Origin of the sequence: Micromonospora sp. WMMD712, assembly GCF_029581295.1 — a bacterium.
Lineage (GTDB): Bacteria > Actinomycetota > Actinomycetes > Mycobacteriales > Micromonosporaceae > Micromonospora > Micromonospora carbonacea.
This window is the reverse complement of the sequence record NZ_CP120743.1, coordinates 4,252,480-4,271,521: the sequence shown is the minus strand read 5'-3', so window position 1 is coordinate 4,271,521 and position 19,042 is coordinate 4,252,480. Positions and strand designations below refer to the sequence as shown.

The following is a 19,042-nucleotide window of genomic DNA, read 5'->3' as shown; positions in this document are numbered from 1 at the left end:
AACGACCGTGAGCCAGACTCCACCGACGGTGAAGTGTCTCGTCTGGGACCTGGACAACACCCTGTGGCGGGGCACGCTGCTGGAGGACGGCGAGGTGACCCTGCCCGACGAGGTGCGGGAGGCCATCGCCACCCTGGACGCCCGGGGGATCCTCCAGTCGGTCGCCAGCCGCAACGACCACGAGCACGCGTGGGCCCGGCTGGTGGAACTCGGCGTGGCCGACTACTTCGTCGTCCCGCAGATCGGCTGGGGGCGCAAGCCGGACTCGATCCGGGCGATCGCCGACGAGCTCCAGTTCGCCCTGAACACGATCGCGTTCATCGACGACCAGCCGACCGAGCTGGCCGAGATCGGCCACCAGCTGCCCGAGGTCCGGTGCTACCGGGCCGACCAGGCCGGGACGCTGACCGGCCTGCCCGAGTTCAGCCCGGCGGCCGTCACGGTGGACTCCCGCCGCCGCCGGCAGATGTACCAGGCGAAGTTCCGCCGGGACACCGCGCGGGAGGGCTTCCAGGGCCCGGACGAGGAGTTCCTGCGCAGCCTGGAGCTGGAGATGGTCATCGACCGGGCGCGGGACGAGGACATCTCCCGCCTGGAGGAGCTGACCCTGCGCACCAGCCAGATGAACGCCACCGGCGTGCACTACTCCGACGCGACGCTGCGCGGCCTGCTCGACGACCCGCGGCACGAGGTGCTGGTGGTCAGCATGACCGACCGGTTCGGCCCGCACGGCGCGGTCGGGGTGGCGCTGCTGGCCCGGCACCCGGGCGTGTGGCACCTGAAGCTGCTCGCCACCTCCTGCCGGGTGGTGTCCTTCGGCGCGGGCGCGATCATCCTGCGCTGGATCGGTGACCAGGCGGCGCGGGCCGGCGTGCACCTCGCCGCGGACTTCCGGCCGACGAACCGCAACCGGATCATGGAGGTCGCCTACCGGTTCGCCGGCTTCGCCGACGACGGGTGCGACTGCCTGGCCGACGTGGGCCCGGCGGGCGAGGAGGGGGTGCAACTGCTGCACCTGCGGCCCGAGCGCACCTGCGGGCCGACCTCGCTGCGGCTGCGCGCCCCGGCGCTCGACGACGCCGACACCGGGCTGCGGGACTGGTCGGAGGTGGTGCCGGCATGACCGGGGCGACCCTCTACGAGCTGTTCGCCGCCTCCGTCGACCGCTACCCCGACGCGATCGCGCTGGAGGTCGAGGGCGACGAGGTCTCCTACGCGGATCTGCACCGGCACGCCCTCGCGCTGGCCGAGGAGATCGTCGCCCGGCACGGCGGCGTGCCGGCCCGGGTGGCGCTGCTCGCCCAGCGCAGCGTCACCGCCTTCGCCGGCTACCTCGCCGCGCAGCGCCTCGGCGCGGCGGTGACCCCCCTCAACCCGGGCTACCCGGTGCTGCGCAACCGGCGGGTGTGCGACCTCGCCCGCGTCGACGTGCTGGTCGCCGACGGGTCCGGCGCGCCGCAACTCGCCGACGGCCTCGGCGACGCCGCCCCGACGGTGCTCGCGCTCGACGACGACCGGGTCCGCGCGCTCGCCGGCACCGGCGTCGGCCTCGCCGGCTACCGCGGCGGCCCGGACGACGTGGCCTACGTCCTGTTCACCTCCGGGTCGACCGGGCGGCCCAAGGGGGTGCCGGTCCCGCAGCGCGCGGCGGTGGCGTACGTCCGCCACAACGTCGACCGCTTCGCCGTGGGCCCGGGGGCGCGGGTGTCGCACACCTTCGACCTCACCTTCGACCCGTCGGTGTTCGACCTCTTCGTGACCTGGGCCGGCGGCGCGACCCTGGCCGTGCCCCGCCGCGCCGAGCTGCTCAACCCCGTGGACTACCTGCGGGACCGGCGGATCACGCACTGGTTCTCCGTGCCGTCGGTGGTCTCGGTCGGCGACGAGCTGGGCACCCTGCCCACCGGGCAGGTCACCGACCTGCGGTACAGCATCTTCATCGGCGAGCCGCTCACCTACCGGCAGGCCGAACGGTGGCAGGAGATCGCCCCGGGGGCCGTCGTCACCAACGTGTACGGGCCGACCGAGCTGACCGTGGCCTGCACCGAGTTCCGGCTGGACCTCGACCCGCTGCGGTGGCCGGTGACCTCCAACGACACCGTGCCGATCGGGCCGGTCTACGACTTCCTCGACCACGTGATCGTCGGCGCGGACGGCCACGCCGCCCAGGAGGGCGAGCTGTGCGTACGCGGGGTGCAGCGGTTCGTCGGATACCTGGACTCCGGCGACGATGTCGGCCGATTCTTGACGTATGGTCCCGACGGCGCCGAACCGTACGAAGGCGGCGGCCTCACCGACGAGCACTACTACCGCACCGGGGACCGGGTCCGCATCGAGGACGGCAACCTCGTCCACCTCGGCCGGTTGGACAACCAGGTGAAGGTGCGCGGGTACCGCATCGAGCTCGGTGAGATCGAGGCGGCGCTGCGTCGGCACGACGGCGTGACCCAGGCCGTCGTCGTCGCGGTCAACCGGACAGGAGAGACGGAATTGATCGGCTTCTACACGGGCGAGGAGGCGCCGCAGTTGCGGCGCTGGCTGCGCCGGCAGGTGCCGCTGCACATGGTGCCCCGGGTGCTCCACCACCTGGCCGCCATGCCGCTGAACGCCAACGGCAAGATCGACCGGGGGGTGCTGCGGGACTCCGTGGCGGAACTGGCGACGGCGGGCCCGGCGTGACGGCGACCGCCCGGCTGCGTGCCGTGACGGCCGAACTCGTCCCGCCCGCGGGCGTGGTGCGGGTGGTGTCGCTGAGCAACCTGGCCAAGACCGCCGCGCACGGCATCATCATGTCGGTGAGCGTGCTGTACTTCACCACGTCGATCGGGATCTCGGCCACCAGGGTCGGCCTGGCGCTGACCATCGGGGCGGCGGTCGGCATGCTGGTCGCGGTGCCGGCCGGTCACGCCGCCGACATCTTCGGCCCGCGCAACGCCACCGTGCTCGCCATGCTCGCGCTCGGGCTGGTCACCTGCGGCTACGCCTTCGCCACCAGCTTCTGGTGGCTCACCGCCGTCGCCTGCCTCGTGCTGGCCGGCGAGTCCGCCACCGACGCGTCCCGGGGGGCGCTGGTCGCCGGCGTGGTGCCGCCGGAGGAACGGGTCCGGGCCTGGTCCTACTTCCGCGCCGTGGCCAACCTGGGCGTCACCCTCGGCGCGGTGATCGGCGGGATCGGGCTCTACTTCGACTCCCAGGCGGGCTACCGCGCGCTGCTGCTCCTCGCGGGTGCGCTGTTCGCGGTCGCCGGCCTGGCCTACCTGCGGGTGCCGGTCGTGCCGCCGACCCGCAACACCGAGGCGCAGCCCAGCCTCGTCGTGCTGCGGGACCGGCCGTACGCGGCGTTCGTCGTGCTCAACGCGCTGCTGGTGATGAACGGGCCGCTGCTGACCGTGGCGCTGCCCATCTGGATCGCGCAACGCACCGAGGCCCCCACCGCGATCTACCCCGTCATCCTCGTGATCAACACGATCTGCGTGGTGCTGCTCCAGGTACGCGTCAGCCGGGGAGCGGAACGCCTGGACGGTGGCGCGCGGGCCTGGCAGCGGGCCGGGCTGGTGCTCGCCGCGTGCTGCGTGCTCTTCGCCCTCGCCGGTGGCCTGCCCGTCTGGGCCGCGGTGGCGGCCCTGCTCGCCGGCGCCCTCGTGCACGTGCTCGGCGAGATGCTGCACAGCTCGGGGGCGTGGTCCCTGGCGTACGGGCTGGCCCCCGAGGGCAGCCACGGCCAATACCAGGGGCTGTTCGGCATGTCCACGCAGCTCGGCTCCACCATCACCCCGTTCGCCGCGACCGTGCTCATCATCGGCTTCGGCTGGTCCGGCTGGCTCGTCTTCGGCGCGGTCATGTGCGCCGCCGGCCTGCTCGCCCCCGTCGTGGTGCGCGCGGCGCGCAAGGACCCGACCCGCAGCGGCTTCTCCGCGCCGGACGAGCCGGCGAAGGTGCCCGAGACCAGGCCGGCAGCGGACGAGTCGGCGGCGGACGAGCCGGCGACGGTGTCCGGCGACGAGGCGGCCGGTGATCCCCTCTCGACCGACAGGAGCTGACCGGATGGACTTCAGCCTCTTCTACTTCGCCAACGACAGCCGGCTCGGCCAGCACGACCGGTACCGCGTGCTGCTGGAGGGCGCGCGGTTCGCCGACGCCAACGACTTCGCCGCCGTCTGGACGCCGGAGCGCCACTTCCACCCGTTCGGCGGCCTCTACCCGAACCCGTCGGTCACCAGCGCGGCGGTCGCGGCGGTGACCAGCCGGGTGGCGATCCGCGCGGGCAGCGTCGTCGCGCCGCTGCACCACCCGCTGCGCATCGCGGAGGAGTGGGCCATGGTGGACAACCTCTCCAACGGGCGGGTCGGCGTGTCCCTCGCCTCCGGCTGGCACGCCGCCGACTTCGTGCTCCGCCCGGAGACGTACGCCGACCGCCGCGCCCTCCTGGCCGAGTACGCCGAGCAGGTCCGCGCGCTGTGGCGGGGCGAGTCGATCACCGCCACCGACGGGGTCGGGGAGACCCGGCAGGTACGCGTCTTCCCGCCGCCGGTGCAGGCGGAGCTGCCCATCTGGCTGACCAGCGGCGGCGCGGTGGAGACCTTCCGCACCGCCGGCGAGCTCGGCGCGGGCCTGCTGACCCACCTGCTCGGCCAGGACCTCGACGAGCTGGCTGCGAAGATCGCGGTCTACCGGGAGGCCGCCGCGGCCCGGCCCGGCGGCTGGCCGGGGCACGTGGCCCTCATGGTGCACACCCACCTCGGCGACGACGAGGACGAGACGCGGGACCTCGTACGCCCCGCGTTGAGCGACTACATCCGCAGCTCGCTGCACCTGATCCTCGGGTCCCGGATGGACGGCAAGCGCAGCATCGACCCGTCCCGGCTGCCCCCCGAGGAGCTCGACTTCCTGGTCGAGCGGTCGTTCCAGCGCTACTTCGACGAGGGTGGCCTGCTGGGCACCGTCGACAAGGCGTACGGCGTGGCGGGCCGGCTGCGGGAGATCGGGGTGGACGAGGTGGCCTGCCTGATCGACTTCGGGCTGCCGGACAAGACGGTGCTGGCCGGGCTGGACCAGCTCAACGAGCTGCGGCTGCGGTTCGCCTCCGCCGACGGCTGACCGGCATGGCCGCGCGGGGGCGACCGAAGGCCGAGCTGGTCCTCTCCGGGGGCGAGCGCCGCACGCTGGAGGAGTGGGCGGCGTGGACGGGCGGTGGCCGCCTCGCCCTGCGGGCCCGGATCGTGCTGGCCAGCGCGGAGGGGCTGTCCAACCGGGACGTCGCCACGAAGCTGGAGGTGGGGCCGCACACGGCGGGCAAGTGGCGGGCCCGCTTCGTCGACCGGCGGCTAGCCGGTCTGCTCGACGGGCCACGGTCGGGGGCCGGCCGGCGGATCACGGCGGCGCAGGCCGACGCCGTGCTGGCCCGGACCCTCCAGACCGCGCCCCCGGCCGGGGCCGGGCTCTGGTCGACCCGCGCCATGGCGGCGGCGGTGGGGCTCAACCAGACCGCGGTCTCCCGGCTCTGGCGGGCGGCGGGCCTGCGGCCCCACCAGGTCGCCACCTGGCGGCTGTTCCAGGATCCGCGCTTCGCGGCGACGGTACGCCTGGTCGCCGGGCTGCGGAGCGCGGCGGGCGACCGGATCCTGGCGCTGGCGACGGAGCCGGTCGGGCCGGGCCAGCCGGGCCCGCCCTCCGGCCCCCGCTCCGTGGCCCCGGCCGGCCTCGTTCCGACCGGCCCGGTTTCGACCGGCCCGGTTCCGACCGGTCCGGCCCCGCTTCACTCCGCCCCGATTGACCCCGCTCCGACCGACCCCGCTCCGACCGACCCCGCTCCGGCCGGCCCGACGCCCGGCGGGGCCGTCGGGGAGGTGCTCGACTTCCTCGCCGCGCTCGACGCGCGCGTGCCACCCGAGTGGGAGGTGCACGTCGCCTGCACCGGGCGGACGGCACGCGGGCACCCGGCGGTGCGGGCCTGGCTCGGCGCGTACCCCCGGTTCCACCTGCATCCGGTGCCGGTGGCCCAGAGCTGGCAGCGGCTGCTGGACCGGTGGGCGGGCCGGCTGGTCCCCGACGTTCAGCGGCGGCGCAGCGCGGTCACGCCCCAGGAGAAGCCCATCCCGCTGCTCGCCACCAGCACCACGTCCCCCGGGGAGAGCCGACCCCCGTCCATCAGCTCGGCGAGGGCGAGGAACGGGTCCGAGCCGCCCATGTGCCCGTAGCGGTGGTAGTTGAACACGGACCGCTCCGGCGGCACGCCCAACGCCCCGAGGACCCGCTCGTGCATGTTGCGGTCGCCCTGGTTGATGAGGAAGTAGCGCACGTCCGCCGGGGCCAGGTCCAGGGTCGACAGCGTGTCGTTGGTCAGCTCCACGAAGTTGCGCAGGTACGCGTCGCCGAGCCCTCGGCGGTGTCCGCGCCGACGCATGAGAATGCGGTCGTCCTCGATGTCGCCGGAGTAGTAGTCGGCCCACTCCGGCTCGGTGCGCATCTGCGAGTGCAGCAGTTCGAGCGGCCCGTCGCGGCCGACGAGAACGGCGGCGGGGGCGTCGCCGAAGTTGAACAGCATCTTCGAGTCGGGGTCGTGGTAGTCGACCAGTTGGCTCAGCCGGTCGCCGACGAGGACCAGGGCGTGCCGGGCGCGACCGAGGGTGATCTTGTCGGCGGCGAGCTGCACCGCCGTCATCGCCGCGTTGCAGAAGTTGGACACCTCGAAGCAGTGCGCCCGCTCGATGCCCAGTTCGGCGGCGACCTTCGCCGCCGGTGACCAGAACGGCCGGTCCCACTCGCCGGAGCCGGCGTAGAGCACCAGGTCGACGTCGGCCGGCGAGACGCCGCTGCGCTTGAGCACCGTGCCGGCGGCCTCGGTGGCGAGCTCCCACGCGGTCTCGTACTCGTCGAGGACGGGGAACCGCTCGGTGTGGGTGATCTCCAGGATCTCGGCCAGCGCCAGCCCGGAAGCCTGCTGCATGTCCCGCACGTCGGCCTGCCCGGAGGGCAGCCGCACCTCGAAGTCGACGATCGCCGCCATGCCTCGCTCCTCCCGCTCGACGCGTTCCTCCGGCCTCGGCCCGGCCGCGCGGGGCGGCCCTCCGGCCTCACCCCGACTGGCTGCTGCCCCCGTCGGCGAGGGCCCGGACGATCGCGCTCACGTCCTCGTCGCCGAGGCCGGTGGCGTGTGCCTCGGCCAGGGCGCGCCGGGCGGCCACGATCACCCCGTCGGGGCGGGCCCCGGCCGCCACGGCCAGGCGCAGGTCCTTCTCGGCGTGCCCCAACGAGAAGAGCGTCGGCTGGTGGGAGGCGGCCACCCGGGGCCGCATCACCCCGGCGATCGGGCCCAGCGTGGTGCGGCCGAGCGCGTCGAAGGCGGCCTCCCGGGCGACGCCCAGCCGGGCCGCCAGGCCCAGCGCCTCGCCGAGGAGCACGGCCGAGTTGATGGTGGCGACGTTGACCACGAGCTTGACGGCGGCCCCGTCGCCCAGGGGGCCGACGTGTTCCACGGTGCCCAGCGCGGACAGCGCCGGCGCGCAACGGGCCACGTCCTCCGCCGTCCCGCCGGCGAAGATGTGCAGCGCGCCGCCCTCCGCCTGGGGAACGCTGCCCAGCACCGGAGCGTCGACCAACGCCACCTCCGCGGGCAGCCGCTTGCGCAGCTCGGCGACCGCGTCCGGCCCGATGGTGGACATCTCGACCAGGGTCGCGCCCGGGTCGAGGACGAGCCCGTCGAGGAGGCCGAGCACCGCGTCGGGGTCGCTGAGCATCGTGATCACGAGCGGTCGCCCGGCGACCGCCTCCTGGGCGCTGGCAGCACCGTGGGCGCCGGCGGCGACGGCCTCCGCCGCCCGGCCGGCGGTCCGGTTCCAGACGGCGACGTCGTGACCCGCGCGGGCCAGCCGGATCGCCATGGGCAGGCCCATCCGGCCGAGCCCGAGGAATGCGATTCGGAGCTGCATTGCGGAAGTGTAACCGTCGGTCCGACGACGCGACAACGCCGCAATTATTGCGACTACTTGTGACTCACCGGCTCTGTCGGGGAATGGCGTCCACCGCTGATTGTGGTAACGTCCCCGGCGTCCGTAGGTTGACGAAGGTGTTTCTCCGGATCCCGGTGCGAGGTAGCAGACAATGCAGATGAGACTGGTGAACCCGAGCGGAGCGCCCGCCCCGGCGGGGCCCTACTCCCAGGTCGCCGAGGTGCGCCTCGGTGACACCACGCTGCTCGTCCTCTCGGGTCAGGTCGCCCTCGACGACGACAACCGCGAGATCGTCGGGCCGGGCGACATGACGGCGCAGGCCGAGCGCACCCTGGAGATCATCGGGCAGTTGCTGGCCGCGCACGGCGCGACCTTTGCCGACGTGATCAACATCCGGACGTACCTCACCGACATGGCCCACCGCGCGGAGTACGCGGCGGTGCGCGGGAAGTACTTCACCGGCGACCTGCCGACCAGCACGACGGTCGAGGTGTCGAAGCTGTTCCGCGACGACGCGCTGATCGAGATCGAGGTCACCGCCGTCGTCGCCGCCGGCTGAGCGGCGGGGGCCTCCATGCGCGTGGACCGCACCGTCAGCCCCGAGTTCCAGCGCGTCGTCACCGGCCTGCGGGTGCCGGAGATGGGCACCGACGTGGTCGCCCCGCTGCTGGTCAACCTGGTTCACCTGCTGCGACCGGCCCGGGTCCTCGAGGTGGGCATGGGCTACACCACCCCGTTCCTCGTCGCGGCCCTCGCCGACGTGCGCGAGCAGGTCGCCGCCGAGGCTCCCGCGCTCGCGGCGAAGACCGGGCGGCACCTCGCGGACGGGCTGCACGACGAGTGGCTCAACGAGGAGCCGGCGCTGGCCGCGCCGGCCTTCCACCTCCGGCCCTACGAGCCCCGCCTGGTCGCCGTCGACGACCTGTCCAACCCGTTCTCGTCCGCCGGCCGGGTGCTGGAGGTGCTCCGGGAGCTGTTCGTCGACGAATTGGTCACCGTGGTCAACTCCGATGTGCGGAAGTGCGGCGACAAACTGCCGGCCGACTACGACGTCATCGACTTCGCCTGGGTCGACGCCTGGGAGTGCCTCTATTTCTTCGAGCACTTCTGGGAGCGCATCAACCCCGACGGCGGCGTGTTGTTGATGCATTACCTGATGACCTATCCCGAGGGCGAGGCGATTCTGCGCTACCTGCGCCGGTTCCAGCAGTCCAATCCAGGTGAACTGGAGATGGTCAATCTGCTGGAGCCGCACAAGTTGACGCAGAACAGCGTGACGATGCTCCGCCGCACGAGCGGGGCCCGCCGCCTCGACTACGGCGCCTCCGGCGGCACGGTGAAATACTCGGCGGCGCTGCGCGAGGCCGCCGAACAACAGTCCCGCCTCTTCTGACCCGCCTCCTCGCCGACCCCCGCCCGCCCCGCGCTCGCTCACCCCGCCTCGGCGGGTGAGAAGGGAACCCTTCTCTACCGTATGCGTTAAGAAGGGGCCCTTCCTTCGGAGCGGAGCGCCTCGGGGGAGTGCAGGCGCAGCATGGTGCCGGCCACGTCGGCCGGCAGCCGCCGCCGGGACGCCACCGACACCGCGATCATCACCGTGAACGCGAGCGGCACCGTCCAGGCCGCCGGCTGCGCGGTGAGCGTCGCCGGCCAGCCGGACAGGGGCGGGCCGAGCACCGTGACCAGCACCGCCCCGATCGCCGCCCCGCCGCCGGCCAGCACCCCGGCGGCGGCCCCCACGTCGGTCAGCCCCCGCCACCAGATGCCGAGCACCAGCAGCGGGCAGAAGCTGGACGCGGCGACCGCGAAGGCCAGCCCGACGACCTGGGAGACGTCCATCCCCGAGACGTTGAGCGCGAGCACCGCCGGCACCCCGCCCGCGATGACCGTGGCCAGCCGGAAGCCGCGCACCGAGCCGCGCCCCAGCACGTCCGTGGAGATCACCCCGGCGACGCTGGTGAGCAGCCCGGACGACGTCGACAGGAACGCGGCGAACGCCCCGGCGGCGACCAGCGCGGCGAGCAGCCGGCCGGTCGACCCGTCGCCGAGCGCCGCGCCGGGCAGCAGCACCACCACCGCGTCGGTCTGCCCGGTCACCAGCAACTGCGGGGTGTAGATGCGGCCCAGCACCCCGTACAGGGTGGGCAGCAGGTAGAACACGCCGACCAGGGCCAGCACCACCAGCGTGGTGCGCCGGGCCGCCGCCCCGTCGGGGTTGGTGTAGAACCGCACCAGCACGTGCGGCAGCCCCATGGTGCCCAGGAACGTGGCCAGGATCAGCGAGTAGGTGGCGAACAGCCCCCGGTCGTCGTCCCCGGCGGTGCTGGGCAGCAGCCAGTCCGCCGCGTCGGTGGCCGTGCCGGAGACCTGCGGCACCGGGTCGCCGGCGGCGAAGTCGAGCCGGTCGCCGGGGCGTACCTCGCGGATGTCGCCGTCGGGCAGGGTGAGGGTCGCGCGGTGCTCGACCACGACGGTGGTCGCGGTGCGGAACGTCGGCCCGTCGGGCGGGGTCACCGCCGGGCGGGCGTCGGCCTGCCACTGCAACACCAGGAAGATCGCGGGTACGGCGAGCGCGGTCAGCTTCAACCAGTACTGGAACGCCTGGACGAAGGTGATGGCCCGCATCCCGCCCAGCGCCACGTTCGCGGTGACCACCACGGCCACCACGAGCGCCCCGACCGGGTACGCCGCCCCGGTCAGCGTGGCCAGGGTCAGCCCCGCCCCCTGGAGCTGCGGCACCAGGTACAGCCAGCCGATGAAGATCACGAAAGCGGTGGCGAGCGTACGCAGCCGCCGCGACCCGAGCCGCACCTCGCAGAAGTCCGGCAGGGTGAACGCCCCGGAGCGGCGCAACGGCGCGGCCACGAACAGCAGCAGGGCCAGGTAGCCGGCGGCGAAGCCGACGGGGTACCAGAGCACGTCGACGCCGTACTTGAGGATCAGCCCAGCTACGCCGAGGAAGCTCGCCGCCGACAGGTACTCCCCGCCGATCGCGGCGGCGTTCCAGGTGGGGCTGACCGAGCGGGAGGCGACGAGGAAGTCGGAGGTGGTCCGGGCCAGCCGCAGCCCGTAGAAGCCGATGCCGACCGTGACCAGGGTGACCGCGACGATCGCGGGGACGACGTACCCGTTGCCCATCTCAGCGCTCCGGCCGCTGGACCAGGTCGGTGAAGTCCTGCTCGTTGCGTTCGGCGAGCCACACGTACGCCCAGCCGACGGCGATGAGGAACGGGAAGGAGACCAGCCCCAGCAGCAGCCACGGCAGGTTGATCCCGAACACGGTGACCCGGCCGACCGAGGGCGCGATGGCGAACAGCCAGGGCAGGCCGCCCAGGCCGATCAGCACCACCAGGCTCAGCCGCAGCGCCAGGGCGAGCTGGGCCCGCACCAGGCCCCGGACCAGCGCCTCGCCGACGCGGGTCTGCTGGGCCAGCTCGGCGCGGGCCCGGTCGGCGTCGGGTTCCCGGCGGGACACCTCGGCCAGCACGATCCGGGTCCGGCCGGGCGCGGTCGGCGCTGCGCCTGTCGCCTGGCCCGGGGTGCCGCCCGGTGCCTCGTCCCGGGCGGTCGCCCGGGGCGACGGTACGGGGTCGTCGGGTGCGGCCACCCCGGCAGTCTGGCCCGATCGGTGGGAATGTCAAGACACTGCGCTGTGCACAACCTGTGGAGAACTCTCCACACCTGTGGATAACCCTGTGGGTAACTCGGTGGACGACGGCGTGGACAAGCCCCGGCGACCCGCCTCCGTCAGCGGTTCCAGTCCTGCTTGGCGGCGCGGACCAGCTTGTCCTTCAGCTCCCGGGTGTGCCGGCGGCTCACCGGCAGCTCCGTCGAGTCGACCACCACCACGTAGCCGGAGTTGACCAGCCGCAGCTCGGCGATGAGCTTGAGCTGCACCAGGTACGACCGGTGGATGCGGACGAACCCGGCGTCCGCCCAGCGCTCGGCGAGGGTGGCCAGCGACACCCGCACCAGGTGCGAGCCGTCGGCGGTGTGCAGTCGGGCGTAGTCGCCCTGCGCCTCCACCCAGCGCACCGCCGACCGGGGCAGCATCCGGGTCGTCCCGGCCAGCTCGATCGGGATCGTCGGGTCCTCCTCGGCGCGGGCCAGCGCCGCCGGGTGCGTGGCGACCACCCGGGAGCCGATGACCCGGCGCAGCGACTCGGCCAGCCGCTCCGCCCGCACCGGCTTGCGCACGTAGTCCGTCGCGCCCAGGTCGAAGGCGTCCACGGCCCCGTCGTCGTACGCGGTGACGAAGACGATCGCCGGGGGCCGGGCGAACCGGCGCAGCACCCGGGCCAGTTCCATGCCGTCGAGGCCGGGCATGCGGATGTCGAGGAAGACCACGTCCACGTCGGCGTCGCGGAGCACCCGCAGCGCCTCGGTGGCGTCGCCCGCCGTGTGCAGCCGGGCTACCCGCGGGTCGGCCCGCAGGTGGTACGCCAGCTCGTCCAGCGCCGGCGGCTCGTCGTCGACGGCGAGCACCCGCAGGAAGCCGGGGGTGGTCACGAGGCGACCCGCACACCGGGGTGGAACTTCGGCACCCGCATGCTCACCTTCGTGCCGGAGCCGAGGCCGGTCTCGACGACCAGGCCGAACCGGTCCCCGAAGGCCGAGCGGAGCCGCTCGTCGACGTTCGACAGGCCGACGTGCTGGCCCGGATCGTCGGTGGGGTCGCTGCCGGCCCCGGCCAGCTCCGCGATGCCGGCGGTCAGTGTCGTCGGGTCCATGCCCACTCCGTCGTCCTCCACCGTGATGTGGCACTCGGCACCCGCGTCGCGGGCCTCGATGCTCACCATGCCGGGGCCGGGCTTGCGGGACAACCCGTGCCGGACGGCGTTCTCCACCAACGGCTGGAGGCAGAGGAACGGCAGGGTCACCGGCAGCACCTCCGGGGCGATCTGCAACCGCACCTGCAACCGGTCACCGAAGCGGGCCCGCTCGATGGTCAGGTAGCGGTCGATGGAGCGCAGCTCCTCCGCGAGGGTGGTGAACTCGCCGTGCGCCCGGAAGGAGTAGCGGGTGAACTCGGCGAACTCCAGGATCAGCTCCCGGGCCCGCTCCGGGTCGGTGCGCACGAAGGAGCCGATGGCGGTCAGCGCGTTGTAGATGAAGTGCGGGCTGATCTGGGCGCGCAGCGCGCGTACCTCGGCGCGGGCCAGCCGCTCCCGGGAGGCGTCCAGCTCGGCCAGGGCGAGCTGGTTGCCGGCCCAGTGCGCCGTCTCCAGGGTGGCCTGCACCAGCCCCGGGGCGGGCTGGTCGTCGGCGACGGCGATCAACGCGCCGACCACCCGGCCGTCGGCGCGCAGCGGCGCGACCACCGCGCCCCGCACCGGGCAGTCGACCCGGTCGCAGTGCAGCTCCGCCTCCCCCAGCACCGTGGACCGCCCGCCGTCGGCCGCCCGCCGGGCCGCCGCGACGAGCTGGTCGGCGTGGTGCGTGCCGCGCCCGTCGAGGGCGAGCAGCGCGCCCCGGTCCGTCAGGGCCAGCCCGGCCGCGCCGACGAGGGCCCGCAGGTGGCGTACGGCCTTCGTCGCGCCCGCCGCGCTCAGGCCCGTACGCAGCGGCTCGGCGGCCAGGCCGGCGGTGTGCAGCACCTCGTAGGTGGCCCGCTGGGTGGCGGTGGCGATGCCCCGGCGGGCGCGCAGCCGCACCACCGCGTAGAGGGCGGCGCCCAGCGCGGTGCCGAGGGAGACGACGCCGAGCACGGCGGAGACGTTGCCAGCCACCCCGCGATCCTGACGGCTGTCGCCGCCGCGCGCTAGTACGCGCCCTTGCGGGCCAGCACCACGCCCACCGTGCGCCACAGGATGCTCAGGTCGTAGGCCAAGGACCAGTTGTCGACGTAGTAGAGGTCGAGCCGGACGGCCTCGTCCCACGACAGGTCGGAGCGGCCGGAGACCTGCCACAGCCCTGTCATGCCGGGCCGCACCAGCAGCCGGCGGCGCACGTCGCCGAGGAAGTCGCCGTCGTCGGCGGGCAGCGGACGTGGCCCCACCAGCGACATCTCGCCCCACAACACGTTGATCAACTGGGGCAGCTCGTCGAGCGAGGAGGCCCGCAGGAAGCGGCCCACCGGGAAGACCCGGGGGTCGTGCTTCATCTTGAACAGCATGCCGTCGGTCTCGTTCTGGTCGACGAGGCCGGCGAGGCGGTCCTCGGCGTCGACGTACATGGTGCGGAACTTCCACACCCGGAACGTGCGGCCCTCGTGGCCGACCCGGGGCTGGCGGAAGAAGACGGGGCCGCGGTCGGAGAGCCGGATCGCCACCCCGATCGCCAGGAACACCGGGACGAGCAGGAGCAGGCCGAGGCCGGCGGCGACCCGGTCCATCAAATTCTTGGCCAGCAGCGCCGGGCCCGACAGGGTCGGCTCCTCGACGTGCAGCAGCGGCAGCCCCTCGATGGGGCGGATGTGCACCCGGGGGCCGGCGATGTCGGTGAGCTGCGGGGCCACCACCAGGTCGACGCCGGAGCCTTCGAGCTGCCAGGCCAGCCGGCGCAGCTCGCCCGGCTCGGCGCTGGCCGAGCCGCAGACCGCGATCGTGTCGCCGCCGACCTCCCGCACCAGGGCGAGGACGTCGCGGCCCGCGTAGACCGGGACGGGGGTCTGGATGCCCCGGGCCGCCGCGTAGCCGTCGGTGATGTGGATGGCCACCGGGACCAGCCCGGCGCTCGGGTTGCGGGTGACCGCGGTGTAGACCTCCAGGCACTCCGGGAGGGTGCCGACGAGCACCATCCGGTGCCCGGCCTGGCCGACCCGGCGGCGCACCGCGTGCAGGGTGAACCGGGCGAGGATGCGGCCCAGCAGGATCAGCACCAACGCCCCGAGCAGGGCGAAACCGACCGACCACCGGGACAGGTCGGTCTTGGTGGCGAACGCGATGAACGAGACGGTGGCGGCCACCGCCACCCCGGCGCGGATCACCCGCTTGAACTCGTCGGGCCCGAGCCCCATGTAGCGCCGGTCGTAGGCCCGGTTGCCCCAGAGGATGACCAGCCAGCCGAGCGGCAGCAGCAGGAACGCCACCGTGTAGAACCAGGTCGGGTCCGCCTGGGCGTTGTAGAAGCCGGCGCGGGCCTGACCGAACGCCTCCTGGGCGATCCAGTCGGCCAGCACCACGGCGAGGAAGTCGACAAGCAGCAGGGCGGCCGTGTAGGGGCGGTGCCAGCGGGAGACGCGCCGGCGGGCCCGCGCCCACGCCGACCGGGGGACACCGTTGTGGGACGGCGGTGTCGGCGGCTGGATCTCGAAGCTGTCGACGTGCCGCACGAGTTGGCTCCGGCCTGTGTTGGTTACCGGGCGCTGGAGGCTAGTCGTCACCTCACCCATGTCCTCCCGCATGACGCGCGCCGCTCACTCGCAGTGAGGGCCCGGGTCGCCCACCGTTCAGTTTCCCACGCGGGGCCCGCACCGGACGTCGACCCGAGGGACTTCGCGCACAGTGCGCCGCGTGGGATCCGGCCGGCTCCACCTCAGGTGCGAAAAGCCGGGGACCGGGCCACTATACCGATGGATGACGGGCCGGGTAGAGGCGCGGACCGGGAGCATCGGCGCTCCGGAGGCGATTCCCCTCCGTAACCCCCCGGTGTCGTTACTCACCGTACGATCCGTGACAACCGTCGGTCAGCGAGCGGCTTCCCGCCGGTCTGGCAGGTCGGGCAGTATTGCAGGCTCGAATCGGCGAAGCTGACCTCCCGCACCGTGTCGCCGCAGACGGGGCAGGGCAGGCCGGTGCGGGCGTGCACGGCCAGCCCCGAGCGCTTCTCGCCCTTCAGCTCCGCCGCCCGGTGCCCCAGCGACCGGGACACCGCGTCGCCCAGCACCCGCCCGGTCGCCGCGTGCAGGGCGGCCACCTGGTCGTCGGTGAGCCGGTCGGTCAGCGCGAACGGCGACAGCTTCGCCGCGTGCAGGATCTCGTCGGAGTACGCGTTGCCGACCCCGGCCAGCACCGACTGGTCCGTCAGCACCCCCTTGACCTGGCCCCGCCGGCTGCGGATGCGCGCGGCGAACGTGGGCAGGTCGGCGGCGAGCGCGTCGGGGCCGAGCTTCGCCACCCCCGGCACCGTCGCCGGGTCGGCCACCAGGTAGGCGGCCAGCTTCTTCTGGGTGCCCGCCTCGGTCAGGTCGAAGCCGGAGCCGTCGTCGAGCCGCACCCGCAGGGCGATCGGCCCCTTGCCGGGGCGCAGCGGCGCGCCGGACGGGAACGACTCCCGGTAGTGCAGCCAGCCGGCCCGCGCCAGGTGCACCACCAGGTGCAGGTCGCCGTCGAAGGCGACGTCGAGGAACTTGCCGTGCCGCCGCGCGTCGGTCACCGTGCGCCCCGACACGGCGGCCGGTGCCGGGTCGTACGTCTTCAGGGCGCTGATCGCGGCGACCTCGACCCGGTCGACGCGCCGGGACACGGCGCGCTCCCGCAGGTAGCCGGCGAGCGCTTCCACCTCGGGAAGTTCGGGCATGCTGCAACGGTAGCCTTCATCCCCGTGAGAATCGTGGTGGCGCACAACCGGTACCGGGAAGCCCAGCCGTCCGGCGAGAACACCATCGTCGACGCGGAGATCGCCCAGCTCCGCGCGGCCGGGGTGGAGGTGCTGCCGTTCCTGCGCAGCTCCGACGAGATCCCGAGCCTGCCGAAGACGGCGAAGGCGCTGCTGCCGATCTCCCCGATCTACGCCCCCCGCGCCCAGCAGGAGCTGAGCCGGCTGATCACCGAGCACCGGCCGGACGTGCTGCACCTGCACAACCCGTACCCCCTGCTCTCGCCGTGGGTGGTGCGGACCGCGCACAAGCACGGCGTGCCGGTGGTGCAGACGGTGCACAACTACCGGCAGGTCTGCTCCTCCGGGCTCTACTTCCGCGACGGGGTGATCTGCCAGGACTGCCGGGGCCGGGCGCTGGGCGTGCCGGCGATCGTGCACCGCTGCTACCGGGGGTCGCGGGCGCAGAGCGCGCTGATGGCCACGACCCTGGCCGTGCACCGGGGCACCTGGCACTCGGTGGACCGGTTCGTCGCCCTCACCAGCGCGGTCGGCGACCACCTGCGCGACTACGGGGTGCCGGCGGACCGGATCGTGGTGAAGCCGAACGGCATCCCCGACCCGGGCGCCCCCGCGCCGCTGGGCGACGGCTTCCTCTACATGGCGCGGCTCTCCCCGGAGAAGGGGCTGGGGCTGCTGCTGGACGCCTGGCGGCGGCACCCGGACGGCTCCCTCGGGCCGCTGCGCATCGCCGGGGACGGCGAGCTGCGCCACCTGGCCGAGGCCGCCGCCGCCGAGCGCGCCGACGTCACCTACCTCGGGCCGCTGGACCGCGCCGGGGTGCGCGCCGCCATCGAGGCCAGCGCGGTGATCATCGCCGCGTCCACCTGGCACGACGTGCTGCCCACGGTGATCATCGAGGCGCTGGCCAGCGGGCGGCCGGTGCTCGGCACCGCCCTCGGCGGCATCCCGTACCTCGTCGGCGCGGACGCCCCCCGCGAGCCCGCCGGCACCGGCCCGGCGGCCGTCGCCACGGCCGCCCCCGGGCAGGGCCGTGTACCGCTGCCGCACGGGGTGCAGGAGGGCGAGACGGGCTGGGTGGTGGCCCCGGAGCCGGCCGCGCTGGCCGCCGCGCTGCCGGTCGCCCGCGCGGGCGCGGCGGCGCTGGCCGCCCCGGCGCGGTTGCGCTACGAGCGCACGTTCCACCCCGACGTGGTCACCAAGCGCCTGATCGACGTGTACGCCTCACTGGCGCGCTGAGCCCTCCCGGGCCTTCCGGCTGCTACGAGGCGAGCCGCTCGGGCGCGTGGCGGCGGGGGCCGGTCGGCTCGACGGCGCGCACGGGCCTGTCGGTCTCGGCCTGGTTGATCCCTGCCCGGTTGACTTCTGCGTGGTTGATCCCTGCCCGGTTGATTTCTGCCTGGTTGGCCTCGACCCTGTTGATCTCGGCCCACAGCGCGTCGAGGGAGAGGCCGAGGACGTCGGCGATGGCCGCGATGGTCGGGAAGGCGGGGGTGGCCACGCGACCCGACTCGATCTTGCGGAGGGTCTCCGGCGAGACGCGGGCGTCGAGCGCGGTCTGGAGCATCGGGCGGTCCCCCCGGGCGTGGCGCAACAGCGCGCCGAGGCGCTGCCCGCGCTCGACCTCCTCGGGGGTGAGCGGCAACCTGACCATGCGGCCGATTCTAGTACCGGGATAGTATGGCCGGGATAGTTATTGGAGGCACGAGGAAGGCGCCGCATGATCGAGATCCTGAGCCCCACCCAACTGCCCCGGGCGCGGGAGGCCGGCGCCCTGGTCGCCGACATCCTCCAGACGCTGCGGGGCCGCTGCGAGGTGGGCACCAACCTCCTCGACATCGACCGGTGGGCCCAGGCCATGATCGTCGACGCCGGTGCGTCGTCCTGCTACGTCGACTACGCGCCGTCCTTCGGGCGCGGGCCCTTCGGCCACTACATCTGCACCTCCGTCAACGACGCCGTGCTGCACGGGCTGCCCCACGACTACGCGCTCGCCGACGGCGACCTGCTCTCCCTCGACCTCGCCGTCTCCGTGGGCGGCGTCGTCGCCGACTCCGCCATCAGCTTCATCGTCGGCGACTCGAAGCCCGCGCAGAGCCTGGAGCTGATCGCCGCGACCGAACGCGCGCTCGCCGCCGGCATCGCCGCCGCCGGGCCCGGGGCCCGCATCGGCGACATCTCCCACGCCATCGGCACGACGTTGCAGTCCGCCGGCTACTCGGTCAACACGCAGTTCGGCGGGCACGGCGTCGGGTCGACGATGCACCAGGACCCGCACGTGTCCAACACCGGGCGGCCCGGCCGGGGCTACAAGCTGCGCCCCGGGCTGCTGCTGGCCCTGGAGCCGTGGATCATGGCGGACACCGCCGAGCTGGTCACCGACGAGGACGGCTGGACGCTGCGCAGCAAGACGGGCTGCCGCACGGCACACAGCGAGCACACCATCGCCATCACTGACGACGGCACCGAGATCCTCACCCTGCCGGGGCAGCCGCACCCGTGACGTCGCAGCCCCGGTCCGTCAAACCCTCCCGAACAGTCGACCTGCCCTGCTCCGGTCCAGCCGATGCCCGGACCGGATGGTCCGGGCATCG

Annotated in this window: 16 protein-coding genes and 2 pseudogenes; 9 read left to right on the top strand and 9 right to left on the bottom strand. The window is 73.8% G+C overall.

Annotated features, from left to right (window positions below; translation table 11 throughout):
- The first annotated feature begins 7 nt into the window (after nt 1–7).
- The 5 genes and pseudogenes from O7633_RS18420 to O7633_RS18400 all read left to right on the top strand — a co-directional run.
- A complete protein-coding gene (locus tag O7633_RS18420; RefSeq protein WP_282323304.1) occupies nt 8–1,123 on the top strand; it encodes an HAD-IIIC family phosphatase in 1,116 nt (371 codons plus the stop codon).
- Nucleotides 1,120–2,679: an AMP-binding protein gene (locus O7633_RS18415; RefSeq protein WP_282323303.1), complete on the top strand. Its 1,560-nt coding sequence runs from the start codon at nt 1,120–1,122 to the stop codon at nt 2,677–2,679. The genes O7633_RS18420 and O7633_RS18415 overlap by 4 nt, the downstream gene beginning before the upstream one ends.
- Nucleotides 2,676–4,040, top strand: a complete 1,365-nt coding sequence (locus O7633_RS18410) for an MFS transporter (protein WP_282323302.1) — start codon at nt 2,676–2,678, stop codon at nt 4,038–4,040. Before O7633_RS18415 ends, O7633_RS18410 begins: the two co-directional genes overlap by 4 nt.
- Nucleotides 4,041–4,044: 4 nt before the next feature.
- Nucleotides 4,045–5,097: a MupA/Atu3671 family FMN-dependent luciferase-like monooxygenase gene (locus tag O7633_RS18405; protein WP_278130303.1), complete on the top strand. Its 1,053-nt coding sequence runs from the start codon at nt 4,045–4,047 to the stop codon at nt 5,095–5,097.
- 5 nt (nt 5,098–5,102) lie between these two features.
- A pseudogene (locus tag O7633_RS18400) lies at nt 5,103–5,489 on the top strand (helix-turn-helix domain-containing protein); the annotation flags it as partial.
- Nucleotides 5,490–6,052: 563 nt separating this feature from the next.
- Here the strand turns inward: O7633_RS18400 and O7633_RS18395 are convergent.
- A complete protein-coding gene (locus tag O7633_RS18395) occupies nt 6,053–7,006 on the bottom strand; it encodes a 3-oxoacyl-[acyl-carrier-protein] synthase III C-terminal domain-containing protein (protein WP_282323301.1) in 954 nt (317 codons plus the stop codon).
- Nucleotides 7,007–7,073: 67 nt separating this feature from the next.
- The gene (locus tag O7633_RS18390) at nt 7,074–7,928 is read right to left on the bottom strand and encodes an NAD(P)-dependent oxidoreductase (protein ID WP_282323300.1); all 855 of its coding nucleotides are present in this window, start codon (nt 7,926–7,928) and stop codon (nt 7,074–7,076) included.
- 178 nt (nt 7,929–8,106) lie between these two features.
- On the opposite strand from O7633_RS18390, the gene O7633_RS18385 reads away from it, so the two are divergent.
- Nucleotides 8,107–8,508 carry a RidA family protein gene (locus O7633_RS18385; protein WP_278130298.1) on the top strand — a complete coding sequence of 134 codons (402 nt, stop codon included), beginning with the start codon at nt 8,107–8,109 and terminating at the stop codon, nt 8,506–8,508.
- A gap of 15 nt (nt 8,509–8,523) precedes the next feature.
- Nucleotides 8,524–9,342, top strand: coding sequence for a class I SAM-dependent methyltransferase (locus O7633_RS18380; protein WP_282323299.1), 819 nt, complete (start codon nt 8,524–8,526; stop codon nt 9,340–9,342).
- A gap of 86 nt (nt 9,343–9,428) precedes the next feature.
- On the opposite strand, the gene O7633_RS18375 is transcribed toward O7633_RS18380, so the two are convergent.
- The 6 genes from O7633_RS18375 to O7633_RS18350 form a co-directional block, all read right to left on the bottom strand.
- On the bottom strand, nt 9,429–11,087 hold the full coding sequence (locus O7633_RS18375; RefSeq protein ID WP_282323297.1) for a cation acetate symporter: 1,659 nt from the start codon (nt 11,085–11,087) through the stop codon (nt 9,429–9,431).
- 1 nt (nt 11,088) lies between these two features.
- Nucleotides 11,089–11,439: a hypothetical protein gene (locus O7633_RS18370; protein ID WP_043963597.1), complete on the bottom strand. Its 351-nt coding sequence runs from the start codon at nt 11,437–11,439 to the stop codon at nt 11,089–11,091.
- Nucleotides 11,440–11,696: 257 nt separating this feature from the next.
- The gene (locus O7633_RS18365; protein WP_074478051.1) at nt 11,697–12,458 is read right to left on the bottom strand and encodes a LytTR family DNA-binding domain-containing protein; all 762 of its coding nucleotides are present in this window, start codon (nt 12,456–12,458) and stop codon (nt 11,697–11,699) included.
- Nucleotides 12,455–13,678: a histidine kinase gene (locus O7633_RS18360; protein ID WP_282323295.1), complete on the bottom strand. Its 1,224-nt coding sequence runs from the start codon at nt 13,676–13,678 to the stop codon at nt 12,455–12,457. Before O7633_RS18360 ends, O7633_RS18365 begins: the two co-directional genes overlap by 4 nt.
- Before the next feature lie 32 nt (nt 13,679–13,710).
- Entirely contained in the window at nt 13,711–15,282 is a 1,572-nt protein-coding gene (locus tag O7633_RS18355) for a sugar transferase (protein WP_282328592.1), read from the bottom strand.
- Between the two features lie 266 nt (nt 15,283–15,548).
- Nucleotides 15,549–16,409 (bottom strand): DNA-formamidopyrimidine glycosylase family protein, encoded by an 861-nt coding sequence (locus tag O7633_RS18350; RefSeq protein ID WP_282323294.1) that lies wholly within the window; start codon nt 16,407–16,409, stop codon nt 15,549–15,551.
- 24 nt (nt 16,410–16,433) lie between these two features.
- Here O7633_RS18350 and O7633_RS18345 point away from each other — a divergent pair, with 24 nt between their 5' ends.
- Nucleotides 16,434–17,687 carry a glycosyltransferase family 4 protein gene (locus O7633_RS18345; protein ID WP_282323293.1) on the top strand — a complete coding sequence of 418 codons (1,254 nt, stop codon included), beginning with the start codon at nt 16,434–16,436 and terminating at the stop codon, nt 17,685–17,687.
- A gap of 193 nt (nt 17,688–17,880) precedes the next feature.
- Here O7633_RS18345 and O7633_RS18340 read toward each other — a convergent pair.
- Nucleotides 17,881–18,102: pseudogene (locus O7633_RS18340) on the bottom strand (helix-turn-helix transcriptional regulator); the annotation flags it as partial.
- 66 nt (nt 18,103–18,168) lie between these two features.
- Here O7633_RS18340 and map point away from each other — a divergent pair.
- Nucleotides 18,169–18,951, top strand: a complete 783-nt coding sequence (map, locus tag O7633_RS18335) for a type I methionyl aminopeptidase (protein WP_282323292.1) — start codon at nt 18,169–18,171, stop codon at nt 18,949–18,951.
- The last annotated feature ends 91 nt before the right edge of the window (nt 18,952–19,042 follow it).